Genomic DNA, 19,310 nt, shown 5'->3' with positions numbered 1-19,310 from the left:
GCCCTCATGCATGCAGGAGGTCGATTGCTGTCGGCAAGTACCGTTTCCGGGTTCCCGCGTTCGCGGGAACGACGTTCTGAATCGAGCGTCTTCCCCGCGAACGCGGGGATCCAGAAAAACCTTCGCGAATCGGCCCGCTCCTACACAGAGAAGCAGATCAGGCCGAAGCCGCGTCGTAGAACAGCTGGGAGTCGCGTTGCTCCACCAGGGCCTGCTCGATGGCGGCCTGGTGCACTTCGTCGGCGTGCTCCTCGCGCTCTTCGGGCTTGATGCCTAACCGCGCGAACAGCTGCATGTCCTTCTCGGCCTGCGGGTTCTTGGTGGTCAGCAGCTTCTCGCCGTAGAAGATCGAGTTGGCGCCGGCCATGAAGGCCAGGGCCTGCATCTGCTCGTTCATCTGCTCGCGGCCGGCGGACAGGCGCACGTGGGATTTCGGCATGAGGATGCGGGCCACGGCCAGGGTGCGGATGAAGTCGAACGGATCGACGTCCTTCTCCTCGGCCAGCGGGGTGCCCTTGACCTTCACCAGCATGTTGATCGGCACCGACTCCGGATGCTCGGGCAGGTTGGCCAGTTGGATCAGCAGGCCGGCGCGGTCGTCCACCGACTCGCCCATGCCGAGGATGCCGCCGGAGCAGATCTTCATCCCCGCTTCGCGCACGTAGGCCAGGGTCTGCAGACGCTCGCCGTAGGTACGGGTGGTGATGATGTTGCCGTAGAACTCCGGCGAGGTATCCAGGTTGTGGTTGTAGTAGTCCAGGCCCGCGTCGGCGAGGGCCTTGGTCTGCTCCTGGTCCAGACGACCGAGGGTCATGCAGGTCTCCAGGCCGAGCTTCTTCACGCCCTTCACCATTTCCAGCACGTAGGGCATGTCCTTGGCCGACGGGTGCTTCCACGCCGCGCCCATGCAGAAGCGGGTGGAGCCGATGGCCTTGGCTTCCGCCGCGGCCTCCAGCACCTTCTGCACTTCCATGAGCTTTTCCTTGTCCAGGCCAGTGTTGTAGTGGCCGGACTGCGGGCAATATTTGCAGTCTTCCGGGCAGGCGCCGGTCTTGATCGACAGCAGGGTGGAAACCTGTACGCGGTTCGGGTCGAAGTGCGCGCGGTGCATGGTCTGCGCCTGGAACAACAGGTCGTTGAAGGGTTGTTCGAACAGGGCGCGGACTTCCGCGAGAGTCCAGTCGTGGCGGGTAACCTGGGCTGCAGTGGCACTCATGGGCATTTCCTTTCGACGCTGTCGGGGGCGCCTTTTTGTCTAGTGAGCCGGCAGCACGCCACCGGGATTCAGGCTAAAGGCATCATATTGGGAGCTGAGACGCTGTCAACCAGTAACGCGACACAGGTCGACAAGTGATCAATTTCTATACAAATCGATTTTCACGCGCCGCAATCCGCTGAACCCGGCGCCCCAGACACCTCTCCAATCCAGCAGTACATTCAGGAGTCACCCCGCAGATGGGAACACAAGGATTCTTCGACAACCTCGGCCAGATGGTCGGCAAGGCCATCCGCTTCATCGTCGACCTTTTGTCAGGATTGCTCGGCGGCCTTTGGCGTGCCATGGACGACTTTTTCCACGGTCTGGCGCGTGCCGTCGGAATCGACGTCTCGATCTTCAGCTTCGTCCTGCTCTTCCTCGGCCTGCTGCTGCTCTACAGTGGCATCCGCGCCTTCCTGCGGCGCTCTATCTTCGGCGGGCTGATCTGGACGGTGCTCGGGCTGCTGGTGCTGAGTTGGCTGATCCATTGAAACCCGCCGCCCAGGGAGGGGCGGAATGCGGTTACCTCGATGGCGTCCTGTCTGGTGGCGCCCACGCGTGCAGTGTCTGTTGTGTGGGGCAATGGCGGATCAGGCCGATCTGCCACTGTGCCCGGGGTGCGATGACGACCTCCCCTGGCTCGCCGGGCATTGCGCGATCTGTGCCCTGCCCCTGCCGGTCGCCGGCCTCACCTGCGGGCAATGCCTGCACCGTGCGCCCGCCTTTCACCGTGTCGAAACACCCCTGCGTTACGGCTTTCCCGTCGATGCGCTGATCACCCGCTTCAAGCACCAGTCCAGCGCGCCCTTCGGCCGGCTGCTCGCACAGCTGCTGGCACGCCACCTGAGACATGCCTTCGATGAGAGACTAGAACGTCCGGACGTCCTGATACCGGTGCCCCTGTCGCGCCAACGAGAACGCCTGCGCGGCTTCAACCAGGCCGCCCTGCTGGCCGGCTGGCTGGCCGATCCGCTCGGCCTGCCTGTGGATAACCGGCTGTTGCGACGCGTCCAGGACACCCCGGCGCAGCAGGGACTGGACGCCGCCACGCGCAAACGCAATCTGCGCCACGCCTTTGCCGTGGCCGATGGCGCACAGGTGGAAGGCCGCCACCTGGCGCTGGTGGACGACGTGCTGACCACCGGCGCCACCGCCCAGTTCATTGCCCGCGCGCTGCACAAAGCCGGTGCGAGGCGGGTCGACGTCTACTGCCTGGCGCGCACGCCGGCCCCGGAATAGACGACCGCTCGTCCACATTCCCGGCAACTTCCCCTTGCGTTTTGTCGGCAAGCGACGGAGCCTCGCCCAATACCAATAAGCACCTGCGAACCCATGACAACCCTCAGCCTGCTGACCCAGCACGTCACCCGCCGCCCGCAACGCATCGCCCTGCTCGCGCAGATCGCCCAGCTCGGCTCGATCACCCACGCCGCCAAAGCGGCCGGGATGAGCTACAAGACCGCCTGGGACGCCATCGATGAACTGAACAACCTCTCCGACCGCCCGCTGGTGGAACGCAGCGTCGGCGGCAAGGGCGGTGGCGGCGCACGCCTGACCGCCGACGGCGAACGCCTGCTGGCGCTCTACCAACGCCTGGAAGCCCTGCGCGAACACATCGTCGAGCACGTCGAACACCAGGCCGACCTGGAGCTGATCGGCCGTCTGATGATGCGCACCAGCGCGCGCAACCAGCTGCACGGACACATCTGCGCCATCGAGCGCGCCGGGCTCAACGACCTGGTGTGCATCGAGTTGCCCGGCGGCGCGCGCATCCAGGCGCGGGTCACCCGCGAAAGCACCGAGAAGCTGGAGCTGCGCGACGGCCAGCCGGTGGTGGCGCTGATGAAGGCCGGCTGGATCTACGTCGACCTGCCGCAGATCCCCTGCCCGGAAGGGTTGAACGCACTGGAAGGCCATATCGATGACATCCGCGAAGCCGACGACGGCCCCAGCGAGGTGCGTATCCAACTGCCCAGCGGGCAGATGCTCTGCGCCCTGACCGACCCCGAGCGCATCGAAATCCTGCGCCTTACGCCCGGTACCCAGGTGCGTGCGCAGTTCTCCCCGGCCCAGGTGATCCTCGGCACGCCGCTGTAGTTTCCCTGCCGCATATCAAGCTCCGCGCCGCCGCTCCGCGCTCCAATAACCGTCAGCGACTCCCGCCCTTCCGGGGCGGGTCCTGCGGTTCAGCCATTCCGGAGCCCCACCATGCGCCGCCTGCCCAGTCTCTGCGCCCTGCCCCTGCTGCTGTCCCTGCCCCTGGTCGGCCATGCCGGCCCTGACGTACTGCGTGTCGGCGCCAGCCACGCGTTGATGGCGACACTGGAGCCGCTGGTGGACCGCTACCAGGTCGACACCCACAACAAGGTGCTGCTGATCGGCGGCGGTGACGAAGAGCTCGGCGAGCAGGTGCGCCAGGGCACGCCCTATGACCTGCTGCTCAGCGCGCAACCTGCGCCGCTGACCCACCTGCACCACCAGGGCCACGGTGAGAAACCCCGCCCGGTCGGCTGCCAGGCCCAGCCGATGCAGGAGCTGACCCTCGTGCGCGGCGAACGGCACGGGTTGGCCACGCACTTCCTCGACTACCTGAAACAACAGGACTGCATCGGACGCTGAGGCAAAACGCTGGCGGGGGTACACTAGGCGGCCTGCACACTGCCCGGATCGTCGCCATGTCCCATCCCTTCTCCGACCTCACGCCCGACCTGGTTCTGGATGCGGTGGAAAGCATCGGTTTCCTGAGTGACGCCCGCGTGCTCGCACTCAACAGCTACGAGAACCGCGTCTACCAGGTAGGCATCGAGGGCAGCGAGCCGCTGATCGCCAAGTTCTACCGCCCGGGGCGCTGGAGCAACGAGGCAATCCTCGAAGAGCATGCCTACTCCGCCGAACTGGCCGAGTGCGAAGTCCCGCTCGTGGCGCCACTGGTGCACGAAGGCAAGACCCTGTTCGAGCACGCGGGGTTCCGCTTCACCCTGTTCCCCCGCCGTGGCGGCCGCGCGCCGGAGCCCGGCAACCTCGACCAGTTGTACCGCCTGGGCCAGTTGCTCGGCCGCCTGCATGCCGTGGGCGCCAACCGCCCCTTCGAGCACCGAGAAGCGCTGACGCCGGAGAACTTCGGCCACCAGTCCCTGGCCACCTTGCTGGAAGGCAACTTCATCCCCAGAAGCCTGCTGCCGGCCTACGAGTCCGTGGCCCGCGACCTGCTGAAGAAGATCGACGAGCTGTACGCACGGGTGAGCTACACCCCCATCCGCATGCACGGCGACTGCCACCCCGGCAACCTGCTGTGCCGTGACGACACCTTCCACGTCGTGGACCTCGACGACTGCCGCATGGGCCCTGCCGTACAGGACCTGTGGATGATGCTCGCCGGCGAGCGCCAGGATCGCCTCGGGCAGCTCTCCGAGCTGGTCGACGGCTACCAGGAGTTCCACGATTTCGACCCGCGCGAACTGCCGCTGATCGAAGGCCTGCGCGCCCTGCGCCTGATGCACTACAGCGCCTGGCTGGCGCGCCGTTGGGACGACCCGGCGTTCCCGCCGAGCTTCCCCTGGTTCGGCAGCGAACGCTATTGGGGCGACCAGGTGCTGGTGCTGCGCGAGCAGCTGGCGGCGCTGGATGAGGAGCCGCTGCGGTTGTTCTGATCACCGGTATCCAATTACCGGCCTGACGCCCGCGATGCTCCCGATGACGGTAGGAGCGGGCCATGCCCGCGATCGCGCCCATGGGGCGCTCCTACAATGGCCCATGCCGTAACGACAACGTTACGCTCATTCGCCAACGGCACTGCATCGGCGACCTCCGCGACACAGACAAGCCCCCGCGCGCACCCTAGAATTAGCCAGCCACTCATTAGCTGCCTAACCAAGGATGTTCCATGGCCACCGCCAATCCCCGCCAGGGCTATGCCCTGGGCTTGACCGCCTACGTCATCTGGGGGCTCTTCCCGATCTACTTCAAACTGCTCGAACGCATTCCCGCCCTGGAAATCATCACCCACCGGGCCATCTGGTCCGCGGTGTTCGGCGCCCTGCTCCTGCTGGTGTGGAAGCATCCCGGCTGGTGGCGCGAGCTGCGCGAGAACCCCAAACGCATCGCCGTGCTCACCGCCAGCGGCCTGCTGATCGCCAGCAACTGGCTGGTCTACGTCTGGGCGGTGAACAACGGCCACATGATCGAGGCCAGCCTGGGGTACTACATCAACCCGCTGATCAACGTGCTGCTGGGCATGGTGATCCTGCGCGAACGCCTGCGCCCGCTGCAGTGGGTCGCCGTGGGCCTTGCCGCGCTCGGTGTGGCCCAACAGCTCTGGCAACTGGGCAGCCTGCCCTGGGTATCGCTGGCCCTGGCGCTGACCTTCGGATTCTACGGACTGATCCGCAAGCAGGCGCCGGTGGCCGCGCTGCCGGGGCTGGTGGTGGAAACCTGGATCCTGCTGCCGCTGGCGATCGGTTATCTCGTGCTGTTCGCCAACGGCCCGAGCGTGCACGCGGACTTCTGGAGCACCAAGGACGCCCTCTGGCTCGCCGCCGCCGGCCCGATCACCCTGGTGCCGCTGGTGTGCTTCAACGCCGCCGCCCGCCACCTACCCTACGCCACCCTGGGCTTCCTGCAATACCTGGCACCGACCCTGGTGCTGCTGCAGGCCATCTTCCTGTTCGGCGAGCACCTGGACAGCACCCGCCTGCTGTCCTTTGGCTGCATCTGGCTGGCGCTGGTGGTGTATAGCGTGGACATCTGGTATCGCCTGTCCCGCGGCAATTGATCAGTTTTTGAGCGCATCGCTGGAAGCCCCGGTAGTCGGGTCTTCCAGCAAGCAACTACCAGACTATCCACAGCCCCATCCCGTACAAACGGGGATAAGCGCCTGACCCAAGCCTTTATCCCCAACCCTTCCGCTTCAGCCTTGATCGAGCGGTTCGCCAGAACGTCTTTCGATCACTTTTCGATCAACTCTCGCAAAGCCTCGGGATTCCTGGGATACAGCAATATTCCCAGCGCTTTTCCACAGGCTAATCCCCGAGAGCTGTGAATCTCGCGACGCTTACTGATCAGTACATGGACAACTTACTGAAAGCCTTGCAGAAAAAGGCTTGCAGCCATCGACCAACGGCCTTTCCACAGACTCATCCAGAGGTTTTGTGCACAGCCGCGAACCGGCTCACCTGCCACCAAGGCGGGAATGAAAAAGCCGCTCAGAAAACGATCAAGCCCATCCAGGCCTCGTCACTATTGGCCTAGAGGAAGTTATCAACAGAAAGCTCACGGAGCGATCCACGCGATCTGTGCACAGCGCCGCTGCCGATCATGGATAAACAATGATGGCTACATCCCAATAAGAATGGGCCCTCTGTAAATCCAATCACAGAGAGCCCACAGACTTATGCACAAAATGGGATAGAGGTGGCGGAGGATCATTCCCCGCTGTGGAAACTCATTTCCACCATCAGGTCGTCCGCCAGTTCCTCCAGACGCGCCTGCAAGGTTTCCAGCGACAGTGTCAGCGGCACCGCCAGCAGCGCCTCGGCATGGAACAGTGGCTCACTGCTCATCGGCGCCGGCAGGACCTCGGTGGTCAGGCGCTCCAGGTTAACGCCATGCTCGGTGAGCAAACGCGTGATATCGCGGACGATCCCTGGACGATCGTTGCCGACCAGATCCAGAAGGATCGGTTTCCAGTTGCATGCCGGCTCGATGCCACTTTCCGCCAGCAGCACGCGAATGCCGTGGGCAGACAGCGCTTGCAGCCCCTCGACCAGCTCGTCGTAGCCCTCGGCGGGAACCGCCACCCGCAGGATGCCGGCGAACTGCCCGGCCATGCGCGACATGCGGCTTTCCAGCCAGTTGCCGCCGTGGGCGGCGATGCACTGGGCGATGCGCTCCACCAGGCCGGGCTGGTCCGGGGCGATGACCGTGAGAACGAGGTGATCCATGGGGCAACCTCCGTCAGGCGGAAAGATCCAGCCAATAGGTGTAGAACTTCTCGTCGCGCTGGTAGCCCAGACGCTCGTAGAGCGACTGGCCGGCGCGGTTGGTCTTGGCCGTCTCCAGCATCAGGCCACAGGCGCCCGTGGCTTCTGCATGGGCGCGGCCGGCATTCATCAGCGCCTCGCCGTAGCCGTCGCGGCGCGCAGCCGGTACCACGTAAAGGTCGCTGACCAGCCAGGCCGGCTGCAGCATCAACGAAGCGAAGAACGGGTAGAGCTGGACGAACCCCACCGCCAGACCATCGAGACTGCGAGCGATGAATACGGTGGACTGGCGCTGCTCGATGCGCGCCTGGAGGAAGCCACGAATCGTCGCGTGAGGCGCAGGCACTTCGTAGAAGTCGAGATAGCCGGAAAACAGCGGTACCAGGGCATCGAGATCGGCGGGGGTGGCAAGTGTCACGGACATGCGGGATTCTCCAGGAGGGAGAAAGCAGTATAGGCGGGGCTCGCGGAGCTGGCTGCGACGGGGTGCCACAGATACCGCGTCAAGTCATTCGTATACAGTTTGAAGATTTATCTGGAACAACCCATAAAAACTTTGCGAACATATTACGTGCTACGTGACTGAGATGCGTACTTTGGTCTAACCGCGACGCAAGCCCACTGATTTTTCCCATGGCATCATGTAGTATTCCGCGGCTCGGACTACAAGGCGTTTTGCCTGTGTCGCGAGCTGGTCCTGAGCAGAGTGAGGCAAGCAATGACTGAACGCGTTCAAGTCGGTGGCCTGCAGGTCGCCAAAGTCCTGTTCGACTTCGTAAACAACGAAGCCATTCCCGGCACCGGCGTCGACGCCGGCAAGTTCTGGGCAGGTGTGGAAGCCGTGATCAACGATCTGGCCCCCAAGAACAAAGCCCTGCTCGCCAAGCGCGACGACCTCCAGGCGAAGATCGACGGCTGGCACCAGGCCCGCGCCGGTCAGCCGCACGATGCGGTCGCCTACAAGGCCTTCCTGCAGGAAATCGGTTACCTGCTGCCGGAAGCGACTGACTTCCAGGCCAGCACCCAGAATGTCGACGAAGAAATCGCTCGCATGGCCGGCCCGCAGCTGGTCGTGCCGGTGATGAATGCGCGCTTCGCCCTGAACGCCTCGAACGCCCGCTGGGGCTCGCTGTACGACGCACTGTACGGCACCGACGTGATCAGCGAAGAGAATGGCGCCGAGAAGGGCAAGGGCTACAACAAGGTCCGTGGCGACAAGGTGATCGCCTTCGCCCGCGCCTTCCTCGATGAAGCCGCCGCGCTGGAATCCGGCTCCCACGTCGACGCCACCGCCTACGCCGTGAAGCACGGCGCGCTGGTCGTGACCCTGAAGAGCGGCAGCGACACCGGCCTGAAGAACGCCGCGCAGTTCATCGGCTTCCAGGGCGACGCCGCCAAGCCTGCAGCCGTGCTGCTCAAGCACAACGGCCTGCACTTCGAAATCCAGATCGACCCGACCACCCCGGTTGGTCAGACAGACGCCGCTGGCGTGAAAGACGTCCTGATGGAGTCCGCGCTGACCACCATCATGGACTGCGAAGACTCGGTCGCTGCCGTCGACGCCGACGACAAGGTCGTGGTCTACCGCAACTGGCTGGGCCTGATGAAAGGCGACCTGGCCGAGTCCGTGACCAAGGGCGGCAGCACCTTCACCCGTACCATGAACCCGGACCGCGTCTACTCCAAGGCCGACGGCTCCGAGATCACCCTGCACGGCCGCTCCCTGCTGTTCGTGCGTAACGTTGGCCACCTGATGACCAACCCGGCGATCCTCGACGCCCAGGGCAACGAAGTGCCCGAAGGCATCCAGGACGGCCTCTTCACCGGCCTGATCGCGCTGCACAACCTCAACGGCAACAACAGCCGCAAGAACAGCCGCACCGGCTCGATGTACGTGGTCAAGCCGAAGATGCACGGCCCGGAAGAAGTGGCCTTCGCCGCCGAGATCTTCAGCCGCGTCGAAGACGTGCTGGGCATGCCGCGCAACACCATGAAGGTCGGCATCATGGACGAAGAGCGCCGCACCACTATCAACCTGAAGTCCTGCATCAAGGCGGCCGCCGAGCGCGTGGTGTTCATCAACACCGGCTTCCTCGACCGCACCGGTGACGAGATCCACACCTCCATGGAAGCCGGCGCCGTAGTGCGCAAGGGCGCCATGAAGAACGAGAAGTGGATCGGCGCCTACGAGAACAGCAACGTGGACATCGGCCTGGCCACCGGCCTGCAGGGCAAGGCACAGATCGGCAAGGGCATGTGGGCCATGCCCGACCTGATGGCCGCCATGCTCGAGCAGAAGATCGCTCACCCGCTGGCCGGCGCCAACACCGCCTGGGTTCCGTCGCCGACCGCCGCCACCCTGCACGCGCTGCACTACCACAAGGTCGACGTGTATGCCCGCCAGGCCGAGCTGGCCAAGCGCGCACCGGCTTCGGTGGACGACATCCTGACCATTCCGCTGGCGCCGAACACCAACTGGAGTGCGGAAGAGATCAAGAACGAGCTGGACAACAACGCCCAGGGCATCCTCGGCTACGTGGTCCGCTGGATCGACCAGGGCGTCGGCTGCTCCAAGGTGCCGGACATCAACGACGTGGGCCTGATGGAAGACCGCGCCACCCTGCGTATCTCCAGCCAGCTGCTGGCCAACTGGCTGCGCCATGGCGTGGTGACCCAGGAGCAGGTGCTGGAAAGCCTCAAGCGCATGGCTTCGGTGGTTGACCGCCAGAACGCCAGCGACCCGCTGTACCGCCCGATGGCGCCGAACTTCGATGACAACGTGGCCTTCCAGGCCGCACTGGAACTGGTCATCGAGGGCACCAAGCAGCCCAACGGCTACACCGAACCGGTCCTGCACCGCCGTCGTCGCGAGTTCAAGGCCAAGAACGGTCTGTAAGAACTTCGCGCCGCGATTAAAAAACCGCCCTTCGGGGCGGTTTTTTTATGGGCGCAGGTTGGGATTAGCCCGATACCCCGACCCATCGCGTTCAGAGTCCATTCCCCGCATCGGATTCGGCCTGTAGGAGCGCGCCATGCGCGCGATCGCGGGCATGGCCCGCTCCTACGAGGGAGAACCTGTGCGTCCCAGGCGGGGGCGTAACGCTTGTGCACAATTTTTGTGTACAAAATCCCCAATCGCGCATTCGACGCAAGCCACAAAACTTGATCTGTAAGTCAATGATATATCTTGGAAAATAATTTCCTGACCGATTAGACAGTCTCTCAGACCGCACCAAATCGGGGCTTCACCATGATCCGTTGTCGCGATCAGCAGCGCATCGGGAATCGCTCCATGCACCCTGGCATGGAATTGGCTTTTGCATACAAACCTAAAAAGCCGTGCATACAAAAACCGAGCAGCCCATGAATTCCAGTCCCTCTCATCTGTCCGGAGTTTCCCCCATCCAACCTGTCGACAGCGCGGCCCCGATCAGCGGCGCCGCGCCGACCCTGAGCCCGCGCCTGTACAGCGCCGACCTCGCGCCGACCAAGGCCGAAGGCCGCAGCTGGGGGCGCTACAGCCTGTTCGCGCTGTGGACCAACGATGTGCACAACATCGCCAACTACTCCTTCGCCATCGGCCTCTTCGCCCTCGGCATGAGCGGCGCGCAGATCCTCGTCGCCTTCGCCCTCGGCGCGCTGGTGATCTACGGCCTGATGAACCTCTCCGGCTACATGGGCCAGAAGACCGGCCTGCCCTACCCGGTGATGTGCCGGATCAGCTTCGGCATCCACGGCGCACAGGTTCCGGCGCTGATCCGCGCGGTGATCGCCATCGCCTGGTTCGGCATCCAGACCTACCTCGCCTCGGTGGTCCTGCGCGTGCTGCTCACCGCCATCGCCCCGGACCTCAAGCCCTACGACCAGAACTCGATCCTCGGCCTGTCGACCCTCGGCTGGATCACCTTCCTCGGTATCTGGTGCGTGCAGCTGGTGATCTTCGCCTACGGCATGGAAATGGTGCGGCGCTACGAATCCTTCGCCGGCCCAATCATCCTGGTCGCCTTTGCCTCCCTCGCCGGCTGGATGTACTGGCGCAGCGGCCTGTCGATTTCCTGGTCCAGCGGCAATGCGCCGACCGGCTCGGCGATGTGGCTGAAAGTGTTCGGCGCCGCCGCGCTGTGGGTCTCGCTGTACGGCACCATGATCCTCAACTTCTGCGACTTCACCCGCAACTGCCCGGACCGCCGCACCATCAGCGTGGGCAACTTCTGGGGCCTGCCGGTGAACATGCTGGGTTTCGCGCTGATCGCCGTGGTGCTCGCCGGGGCGCAATTCAGCATCGACGGCAAGCTGGTGCAGGGCCCGACCGAGATCGTCGCCGCCATCCCCGACACCACCGGCCTGGTACTGGCCTGCCTGGCCTTCCTGATCGTCACCGTGGCGGTGAACATCATGGCCAACTTCGTCGCCCCGGCCTACGTGCTCACCAACCTCGCGCCGAACCTGCTGAACTTCCGACGCGCCGGCCTGCTCAGCGCCACCATCGCGGTGCTGATCCTGCCCTGGCACCTGTACAACAGCCCGGCGGTGATCGTGTACTTCCTCGGCGGCCTGGGCGCCCTGCTCGGCCCGCTGTACGGGATCATCGTCACCGACTACTACCTGGTGCGCCGTGGCCGGGTGAACCTGCCGGAGCTCTACAGCGAATGCCGCGAAGCCGCCTACCACTACAGCGGCGGAATCAACCTGCGTGCCGTGGCGGCCTTCATTCCGGCGGCGCTGATCGCCATCGTGCTGGCGCTGGTGCCGGCGTTCGATGCGCTGTCGCAGTTCTCCTGGTTCTTCGGCGCCGGCCTCGGCGCGCTGATCCACTACACCCTGGCGGACCGCAAGCGCTTCCATGCGGACGTTTCCGGCGAGTCCATCGCGGTGGATGCCGCGCACCACTAAGACTGTGCAAAAGCAACAAGGCCGCCCATGGGCGGCCTTGTTCGTTCAACGCGTCAGCTGCGGCTCATCGGTCCGCGCACCGGCTGTTCGCGCATGTGGCTGACCTCGCTGACCGGCGCGCCAGCGGCGATCAGCGCCTCGCGTTGCTGAAGGATCGGCGTGCGGGCGATGGCGCGCTCGAACGTGTTGAGCTTCTGGAACGCCGGCAGCGCGAAGGCCGCCGCGAGCATCGCCGCCAGTTTCGGCCAGCGCTGGGCATCCAGTTCGTAGCGGGCGAACTGCGCGTTGCGCATGAAGCAGGCGATGCTGATGTCGGCGATGGACAGCTCGCCGAACAGCCAACCGTTGGCCGGCAACTGCGCTTCCAGATAATTGAATACCGCCGGCAGGTCATGCTGGTAGGTCTTCTCCAGCAACGCCGCATCCGGCTCGCGGCCCCAGACGCCACGGCCGATCACCAACTGGTCGAACAACTGCCAGATCACTACCTGCCCCATGCGGGCGTCGGCGAACTCCTCGATCCAGCGCGCGCGGGCACGCTGGGCGATGTCCGCCGGGTATAGCACGGGCTGTGGATAACGCTCTTCCAGGTACTGGCAGATCACCGACGAATCGTTGAGCACCAGCTCGCCGTCCACCAGCACCGGCACCTGGCGCAGCGGGCTCAGGCGCTCGAATTCGTCGTTGCCGTAGAAGGGCACGACGGAGTCGATACGGTAATCCACGCCCTTGAGTTCGAGCATGACCAGAGCCTTGCGCACGTAGGGCGAGAGATAGGAGCCAATGATCAGCAGGGGTTCGCGCATATCGGATATCCGGTGGAATGCAGAGGATCGATTGTAGAACGCCGTCGATCTACCGGCGATTGGCCGATAAAAGCCGACGGGCGTGATTGCAGCGATAGCGGCAGTCTGCGATCATTTGCGAATAGTTCTCGTTATTAAATTACTTCCCAATATTGGGCATGGGGGAGCAACGGGTGTCGGCCGTCCAGATTGGCAATGGCGAACGCGTGGCTGTGCTGTACCGCGATCATCGCGACTGGCTGACCGCCTGGCTCAATCGCAGCCTGGGCTGCGTGCAGCGTGCCGAAGACCTGAGTCAGGACACTTTCGTCCGCGTGCTCGGCCGCCGCGAGCTGCCGTCCCTGCGCGAACCCCGCGCCTTCCTGGTGACCGTCGCCAAGGGCCTGCTGGTGGACCACTGGCGCCGCGTGGCGCTGGAGCAGGCCTACCTGGAAGAACTGCACCACCTGCCCGAAGCCGTGCAGCCTTCGGTGGAAGAGCACTGCCTCATCCTTGCCGACCTGCGCGAAATCGACCGCCTGCTCGGCAGCCTGTCGGCCCGCGCGCGCAGCGCCTTCCTGCTCAACCGCCTGGACGGCCTGGGCCACGCTGAGATCGCCGAACAACTTGGCGTCTCCGTGCCGCGCGTGCGCCAGTACATCGCACAGGGCCTGCGCCAGTGCTACATCGCGCTGTACGGAGCGCCAACGTGAACGGCCCGGTATCCCTGCGCGTGCTCGACGAGGCCATCAGCTGGCAGCTGCGCCTGGGCTCAGGCGAAAGCCGGCCCGATGACGAGGCCGCCTTCACTCGCTGGCATGCCGAACACAGCGAGCACGCGCGCGCCTGGAGCCAGTTGGGCATGCTCGACCGCAGCCTTGCCGGCGCCGCGCCCAAGGCGGCGCGCAATGCCTTGCTGCGCTCGCCGCGGGAGGCACAGCAGAAGGTCCGCCGGCTGGCGGGAAGCGGTCTGTCACTGCTGCTGGTCGGTGCACTGGCACTCGGCGTGGGCAATCGTTACCTGCCGGTGCAGTACGCCTTCTCCGACCTGCTCACCGGCACCGGCGAACAGCGCGAGCTGCGCTTGCCCGACAACACCCTGCTGCACCTCAACAGCCGTACCGCCGTGGACGTGCGCTTCGATGCCGAGCAGCGGCGCATCGTCCTGCTCAGCGGCGAGATCATGGTGGAAACCGCACACGGCGACAGCCGCCCCTTCATCGTCGAGACCCGCGACGGCCGCCTGCGCGCGCTGGGCACGCGCTTCCTGGTGGAACGCGAAGGCGATGACGGCACCCTGCTCAGCGTCCTGCAATCGGCCGTTGCCGCGCGCCCCGGAGCACTGACGGAAGAAAAGGTCATTCCCCAGGGTCGGCACGTGCGCGTAAGGCCCGACGGCCTCGGCCCGGTGGAAGCCAACAGCGCCACCGCCGACGCCTGGACCCACGGCATGCTGGTAGTGGACAACGTGCGCCTGGCCGATCTGGTCGAGCGGCTGTCGCGGGAAAGTCCGGGCTACCTCGCCGTCGACCCGGCGGTGGCCGACCTGCGCATCACCGGCAGCTTCCCTCTGCACAACATCGGCTTGGCGCTGAGCTCGCTGGAGCCGAGTCTGCCGGTGCGGATCGAGCGGCATGGCCCCTGGTGGGCGCGCGTGGTGCCGCGTAGTTGATGCTTATCTGGATCCCCGCGTTCGCGGGGATGACGTGTGCGGGAATGGGCATGAGACCGTCGCTCCCGCGAACCCTTCGGAACACCCCGCGAAAAAAATCTTCACCCAGCCCTATCACTTTTCATTTCTCGTTCGGCAAGGAGGCATCGAGAACGTTTTATTCAGGAGTCGTTGTCCATGCGCCGCCCGTTCGACCTTTCGCTCCGCCCCTGCCTGCTGGCGACCGCCATCCTGTTGGGCTCCCCGGCTTTCGCCGCCGATGCCCAGCGTGACTACCAGCTGCCGGCTGGCCCGCTGTCCAGCACGCTCAACCGCATCGCCGCCGAAGGCGGCCTGAGTCTCAGCCTGGACCCGGCGCTGGCCCAGAGCCGCAATGCCCACGCCGTGCAGGGCCGTTTCGATACCGTCGGAGCGCTGCGCCAGGCGCTGCAGGGCACCGGGCTTGAGCTGGTGGAAAGCGGCTCGGGCAGCTACAGCCTGCGCCCGGAACCGGGCGACACCCTGTCGATGTCCGCCACCACCATCAGCGCCGCCCAGGAAGACCCGGACGGCCCGGCGGTCGGCTACGTCGCCACCCGCTCGCGCATCGGCACCAAGACCGATACGCCGATCCTGGAAACCCCCAAGTCGATCTCCGTGGTGACCCGCGAGCAGATGCAGGACCGTGCGGTGCAGAACATCGACGACGCCGTGCGCTACATGCCCGGCACCGTCGCCAGCAGCTTCGGCAGCGATACCCGCTCCGACTGGCTGCGCATCCGCGGCTTCGAGCCAACCCAGTTCCTCGACGGCCTGCCGATGGCCACCGGCATCTACGCCAACCCGAAGCTGGAAACCTGGGACCTGGAGCGCGTCGCCGCGCTGCGCGGGCCGGCCTCCTCGGTCTACGGCCAGACCCCGCCCGGCGGCCTGCTGGACATGACCAGCCTGCGCCCACAGGCCGAGCAGGCCAGCGCCGTCCAGCTGCAGGGCGGCAACTACAACCACAAGCAGATCAACTTCGATAGCACCGGCCCCGTGGACGGCGAAGGCCGCCTGCTCTACCGCGTCAGCGGCGTGGCGCGCGACAGCAACACGCAGATCGACCACATCCCGGACAAGCGCTACAACCTCGCGCCGAGCCTGACCTGGAATGCCGACGACGACACCAGGCTGACCTTCCTCAGCCAGTTCACCCGCGACGATACCGGCATCACCACCCAGTTCCTGCCGCTCAAGGGCACCAAGTACGACGCCCCCTTCGGCGACATCTCGCACCACAAGAACCTGGGCGACCCGGACTGGGAAAACTACGACCGCACCACCTGGTGGCTGGGCTACAGCTTCGAGCACCGGCTGAACGACGTCTGGCAGTTCCGCCAGAACCTGCGCTACATGAAGAACGACCTGAGCTTCGACGCCCTCACCCCCGGTGGCTATCTGGACACCGTCAGCGACGACGGCACCCTCAGCCGCGTCAGCACCTCGGTGGACGAGGACGTCACCCAGTTCGTGGTGGACAACAACTTCCAGGCCGACTTCCAGACCGGCGCGCTCGGCCACACCGTGCTGCTGGGCCTGGACCACAACCGCACTGACACCAGCTACCTGGCGATCTACGGCTACAACGTGCCGCCGACCAGCGTGAACGACCCGATCTACGGCCAGCCCATCGTCCGTCCGCCGCGCTCGGATGCAACCTACGACTATGACCAGGACATCTTCCAGACTGGCGCCTACGTGCAGGACCAGATCGCCCTGGACAACTGGCGCCTGACCCTCGGCGGCCGCCAGGACTGGGTGCACACCGGCACCCGGTTCCACAACAAGGGCAATGCCACCAACTCCGAGTCCGACAGCAAGTTCAGCGGCAACGCCGCATTGAGCTACCTGTTCGACAACGGCGTGGCGCCGTACCTGTCGTACGCCGAGTCGTTCCAGCCGGCCAGTGGCGCCGACGTCTCCGCCACCGAGTCGTTCAAGCCCACCGAAGGCAAGCAGTGGGAACTGGGGGTGAAGTACCAGCCGCTGGGCAGCGACACCCTGCTCACCGCCGCCGTCTACGACCTGCGGCAGAAGAACGTGAGCGTGACCGACAACATCGGTGGCGTCTCCGTCACCAGCCAGACCGGCGAGGTGAAGGTCACCGGCCTGGAGCTGGAAGCCAATTCCAACCTGACCGAGAACCTCAAGCTGGTCGGCGGCTACAGCTACACCGACACCGAGGTGAAGAAGGGCATCTACGCCGGCAACCGCCTGCAGCTGATCCCGCGCAACCAGGCCGCGCTGTGGGCCGACTACACCTGGCACGCCGGCACCCTCGACGGCTTCGGCGTCGGCTACGGCGTGCGCTACGTGGGCGACACCTACGGCGATCAGGCCAACACCTACGACGGCTACGCGGGCTCGTACACCCTGTACGACGCCGCGGTGCACTACGACCTGGGCAAGCTGTCCAGCGGCCTCAACGGCACCTCGGTGGCGGTCAACGCGACCAACCTGTTCAACAAGGACTACATCTCCACCTGCGACGGCTACTACTGCTACTACGGCGACCAGCGCAAGGTGGTGGCGAGCCTGACCTACAAGTGGTGATGAGAGGGGCGGATTCGACTGCCGGATGATTTCGGGGGCTCTTACTGGAGCGACTGTCTCTGGCACGTCCTAAGGGTTGTCTTCTGGGTCCCCGCGTTCGCGGGGATGACGTTTACAGGAGGGCTATACCTTGCACCGTCACTCCCGCGCACGCGGGAGCCCAGAAGACGTCGTAGGAAAGCATCGCGGACGGAGTCCGCGCCTACGCAATCACCAGCCTGCCCTGCTGCCGGGTAACCCTCAGCGGCGCAACGCTCCCCAGACCACACTGGCATCGTCATGAATTTTCAGGCGCGGATGCTCCAGCGCCTGGCCATCGGCGGACTCCAGTGCCCGCAACTCGTCGATCAGCGCCACCACCCCACGCTCCGGCAGCGCCTCGAACAGCGCGGCAAGTCCGTAGCGGCGGAACTCCAGCAGGCGGTCGAAGCCGTCGGTCACCAGCATGAATGCCTTCAGCCGCGCAGGATCGAGCACCCGTCTTTGCACCTGCGGCAGCCAGCGATCGGTCGGGTCGAGCACCCAGTAACCCTGCGCGGTGTTGGCCAGCTTTCGGTTGCGCCGCACCCACTCGCGGCTGGCCTGGAACAGCTGGGCGTGGCTCCAGTCCGGGTGCATCTCGCGCAGGTCCAGCAGGCGCTCCACCGACTGCCGGTCCAGCGCCTCCAGCGGCGTGTCGCCGAAGCTCTCCACGTGGCCATCGTCCCAGGCCAGGTGGATACGGCTGTCGCACAGGTTGAGCAGTTCCAGCGAACCGTCGTCCAGCACACGCAGCAGGCTCAGGCACGCGGTGGGCAGGTCCAGCTCTGGCGTGGCGTCGACACCGGCGTCACGCCGGAAGTCCTCGGCAATGCCCTGCTGCAAGGCCCGCAGCAAGTCCTTGGCCGGCAGCCCAGGCTGCGCTTCCAGCAACCGCTGCAGATGGCCATTGGCGCACTGCGCCAGCCAGCGCGCATCGCTCTGCGTATCCACCAGACCCGGCCCCAGGCTGGTGGCGCCGTCAAGCACCCAGGCCGCACCCGCGGTGTAGCCGATGGCATCGTCGTTGACCGGCGAACCCTGGCGGCAAGCCGCCCCCAGTAGTTGTATCGTTGTCACGCGCTTCACTCCTGCATATCGCTGAACGCCGAGCTCGGCGTACAGTCTCAGCCAATTCCGGACCCGCCAAGGAGAGCCCCATGTCCACCACCCTGCGCGCCCTGCCCCTGCTGCTCGTCGGCCTGCTGCTGGCCGGCAGCGCCGATGCCGCCAGCGTGAAGTACTTCGACGTGCCCAAGGGCTCCGGCCCGCACGACGTCGCACCCACGGCGGACGGCAAGGTCTGGTACACCGCACAGCACGCCCACGCACTCGGCCGGCTCGACCCGCAGACCGGCGCCACCGAGCAGGTCGACCTGGGCAAGGACTCCGCACCCCACGGCGTAGTGGCCGCGCCCAATGGCGACGCCTGGATCACCGACGGCGGGCTCAATGCCATCGTCCATGTCGACAGCGAACGCCTGGGCGTGGAGGTCATTCCGCTGCCCAAGGAGGCGGCCAAGGCCAACCTCAATACTGGTGTCTTCGATGACGATGGCATCCTGTGGTTCACCGGCCAGAACGGTTTCTACGGCCGCCTCGACCCGACCACCCGCGAACTCAAGGTCTGGTCGGCGCCCAAGGGCAAGGGCCCGTACGGCATCGCCGTGACGCCTGACGGCGAGCTCTGGTACGCCTCACTGGCCGGCGACTACATCGGCCATATCGACCCGGTCGGCGACAAGGTCACCCGCATCGATTCGCCGACCGCCAGCAGCGGCCCGCGCCGGCTGTGGTCCGATTCGGTCGGGCGGCTGTGGATCAGTCAGTGGAAAGCCGGCCAGTTGGCACGCTTCGATCCGGACAACAACCAGTGGAAAACCTGGAAGCTGCCGGGCGATCATCCGCAACCCTACGCCCTCTTCGTCGACGCCATGGACCAGGTGTGGCTGAGCGATTTCGCCGGCAACGCCATCCTGAGCTTCGACCCGCAGAGCGAACGCTTCACCGCCTATCCGAGCGACCGCGAGCACGCCAACGTGCGCCAGTTGCTGGGCCGACCGGGCGAGGTCTGGGGTGCCGAATCCGGCACCGACCGCCTGGTGGTCATCCACGAATGAACGCCGAGGAGA

General features: G+C 65.3%; 17 protein-coding genes. 12 read left to right on the top strand and 5 right to left on the bottom strand.

The features are described 5' to 3' along the window. Nucleotides 1-157: 157 nt before the first annotated feature. Nucleotides 158-1,216 (bottom strand): biotin synthase BioB, encoded by a 1,059-nt coding sequence (gene bioB / locus GA645_RS02500; RefSeq protein WP_152219663.1) that lies wholly within the window; start codon nt 1,214-1,216, stop codon nt 158-160. A 239-nt stretch (nt 1,217-1,455) separates the two neighbouring features. On the opposite strand from bioB, the gene GA645_RS02495 reads away from it, so the two are divergent. From GA645_RS02495 to rarD, 6 genes are all read left to right on the top strand, one after another. Further along, nucleotides 1,456-1,749: a hypothetical protein gene (locus tag GA645_RS02495; protein WP_152219661.1), complete on the top strand. Its 294-nt coding sequence runs from the start codon at nt 1,456-1,458 to the stop codon at nt 1,747-1,749. Nucleotides 1,750-1,774: 25 nt separating this feature from the next. Next, on the top strand, nt 1,775-2,497 hold the full coding sequence (locus GA645_RS02490; protein ID WP_152219659.1) for a ComF family protein: 723 nt from the start codon (nt 1,775-1,777) through the stop codon (nt 2,495-2,497). Nucleotides 2,498-2,590: 93 nt separating this feature from the next. After that, nucleotides 2,591-3,355 carry a TOBE domain-containing protein gene (locus GA645_RS02485; RefSeq protein ID WP_152219657.1) on the top strand — a complete coding sequence of 255 codons (765 nt, stop codon included), beginning with the start codon at nt 2,591-2,593 and terminating at the stop codon, nt 3,353-3,355. 111 nt (nt 3,356-3,466) lie between these two features. Then, nucleotides 3,467-3,877, top strand: a complete 411-nt coding sequence (locus GA645_RS02480) for a substrate-binding domain-containing protein (protein ID WP_152219655.1) — start codon at nt 3,467-3,469, stop codon at nt 3,875-3,877. A 56-nt stretch (nt 3,878-3,933) separates the two neighbouring features. After that, the gene (locus GA645_RS02475; protein ID WP_152219653.1) at nt 3,934-4,908 is read left to right on the top strand and encodes a serine/threonine protein kinase; all 975 of its coding nucleotides are present in this window, start codon (nt 3,934-3,936) and stop codon (nt 4,906-4,908) included. Nucleotides 4,909-5,141: 233 nt separating this feature from the next. Continuing rightward, nucleotides 5,142-6,029, top strand: a complete 888-nt coding sequence (gene rarD / locus GA645_RS02470; RefSeq protein ID WP_152219651.1) for an EamA family transporter RarD — start codon at nt 5,142-5,144, stop codon at nt 6,027-6,029. Nucleotides 6,030-6,678: 649 nt separating this feature from the next. Here rarD and GA645_RS02465 read toward each other — a convergent pair. Next, nucleotides 6,679-7,197 (bottom strand): glycine cleavage system protein R, encoded by a 519-nt coding sequence (locus GA645_RS02465; protein ID WP_152219649.1) that lies wholly within the window; start codon nt 7,195-7,197, stop codon nt 6,679-6,681. Between the two features lie 13 nt (nt 7,198-7,210). Continuing rightward, nucleotides 7,211-7,660: an N-acetyltransferase gene (locus GA645_RS02460; RefSeq protein ID WP_152219647.1), complete on the bottom strand. Its 450-nt coding sequence runs from the start codon at nt 7,658-7,660 to the stop codon at nt 7,211-7,213. 294 nt (nt 7,661-7,954) lie between these two features. On the opposite strand from GA645_RS02460, the gene GA645_RS02455 reads away from it, so the two are divergent. Both GA645_RS02455 and GA645_RS02450 read left to right on the top strand, forming a co-directional pair. Further along, complete coding sequence (locus GA645_RS02455; protein ID WP_152219645.1) at nt 7,955-10,132, top strand: malate synthase G; 2,178 nt, start codon at nt 7,955-7,957, stop codon at nt 10,130-10,132. A gap of 467 nt (nt 10,133-10,599) precedes the next feature. Then, on the top strand, nt 10,600-12,129 hold the full coding sequence (locus GA645_RS02450) for an NCS1 family nucleobase:cation symporter-1 (RefSeq protein WP_152219643.1): 1,530 nt from the start codon (nt 10,600-10,602) through the stop codon (nt 12,127-12,129). A gap of 53 nt (nt 12,130-12,182) precedes the next feature. On the opposite strand, the gene GA645_RS02445 is transcribed toward GA645_RS02450, so the two are convergent. Beyond that, a complete protein-coding gene (locus GA645_RS02445; protein ID WP_152219642.1) occupies nt 12,183-12,935 on the bottom strand; it encodes a glutathione S-transferase family protein in 753 nt (250 codons plus the stop codon). A gap of 173 nt (nt 12,936-13,108) precedes the next feature. On the opposite strand from GA645_RS02445, the gene GA645_RS02440 reads away from it, so the two are divergent. The 3 genes from GA645_RS02440 (at nt 13,109) to GA645_RS02430 (ending at nt 17,160) form a co-directional block, all read left to right on the top strand. Beyond that, nucleotides 13,109-13,627, top strand: a complete 519-nt coding sequence (locus GA645_RS02440; protein WP_256676050.1) for an RNA polymerase sigma factor — start codon at nt 13,109-13,111, stop codon at nt 13,625-13,627. Next, the gene (locus tag GA645_RS02435; RefSeq protein WP_152219638.1) at nt 13,624-14,586 is read left to right on the top strand and encodes a FecR domain-containing protein; all 963 of its coding nucleotides are present in this window, start codon (nt 13,624-13,626) and stop codon (nt 14,584-14,586) included. Before GA645_RS02440 ends, GA645_RS02435 begins: the two co-directional genes overlap by 4 nt. A 177-nt stretch (nt 14,587-14,763) precedes the next feature. Continuing rightward, nucleotides 14,764-17,160, top strand: coding sequence for a TonB-dependent siderophore receptor (locus GA645_RS02430; protein ID WP_152219636.1), 2,397 nt, complete (start codon nt 14,764-14,766; stop codon nt 17,158-17,160). A 240-nt stretch (nt 17,161-17,400) separates the two neighbouring features. Here the strand turns inward: GA645_RS02430 and GA645_RS02425 are convergent, their stop codons facing one another. Beyond that, nucleotides 17,401-18,258: a protein phosphatase 2C domain-containing protein gene (locus tag GA645_RS02425; protein ID WP_152219634.1), complete on the bottom strand. Its 858-nt coding sequence runs from the start codon at nt 18,256-18,258 to the stop codon at nt 17,401-17,403. 80 nt (nt 18,259-18,338) lie between these two features. Between GA645_RS02425 and GA645_RS02420 the strand changes: the two genes are divergently transcribed. Next, entirely contained in the window at nt 18,339-19,298 is a 960-nt protein-coding gene (locus GA645_RS02420; protein ID WP_152219631.1) for a lyase, read from the top strand. Nucleotides 19,299-19,310 lie beyond the last annotated feature (12 nt).

The sequence above is a fragment of the Pseudomonas sp. SCB32 genome (genome assembly GCF_009189165.1).
Classification (GTDB): domain Bacteria; phylum Pseudomonadota; class Gammaproteobacteria; order Pseudomonadales; family Pseudomonadaceae; genus Pseudomonas.
The sequence above is the reverse complement of the archived record's forward strand: the minus strand, read 5'-3'. Positions and strand labels throughout refer to the sequence as shown.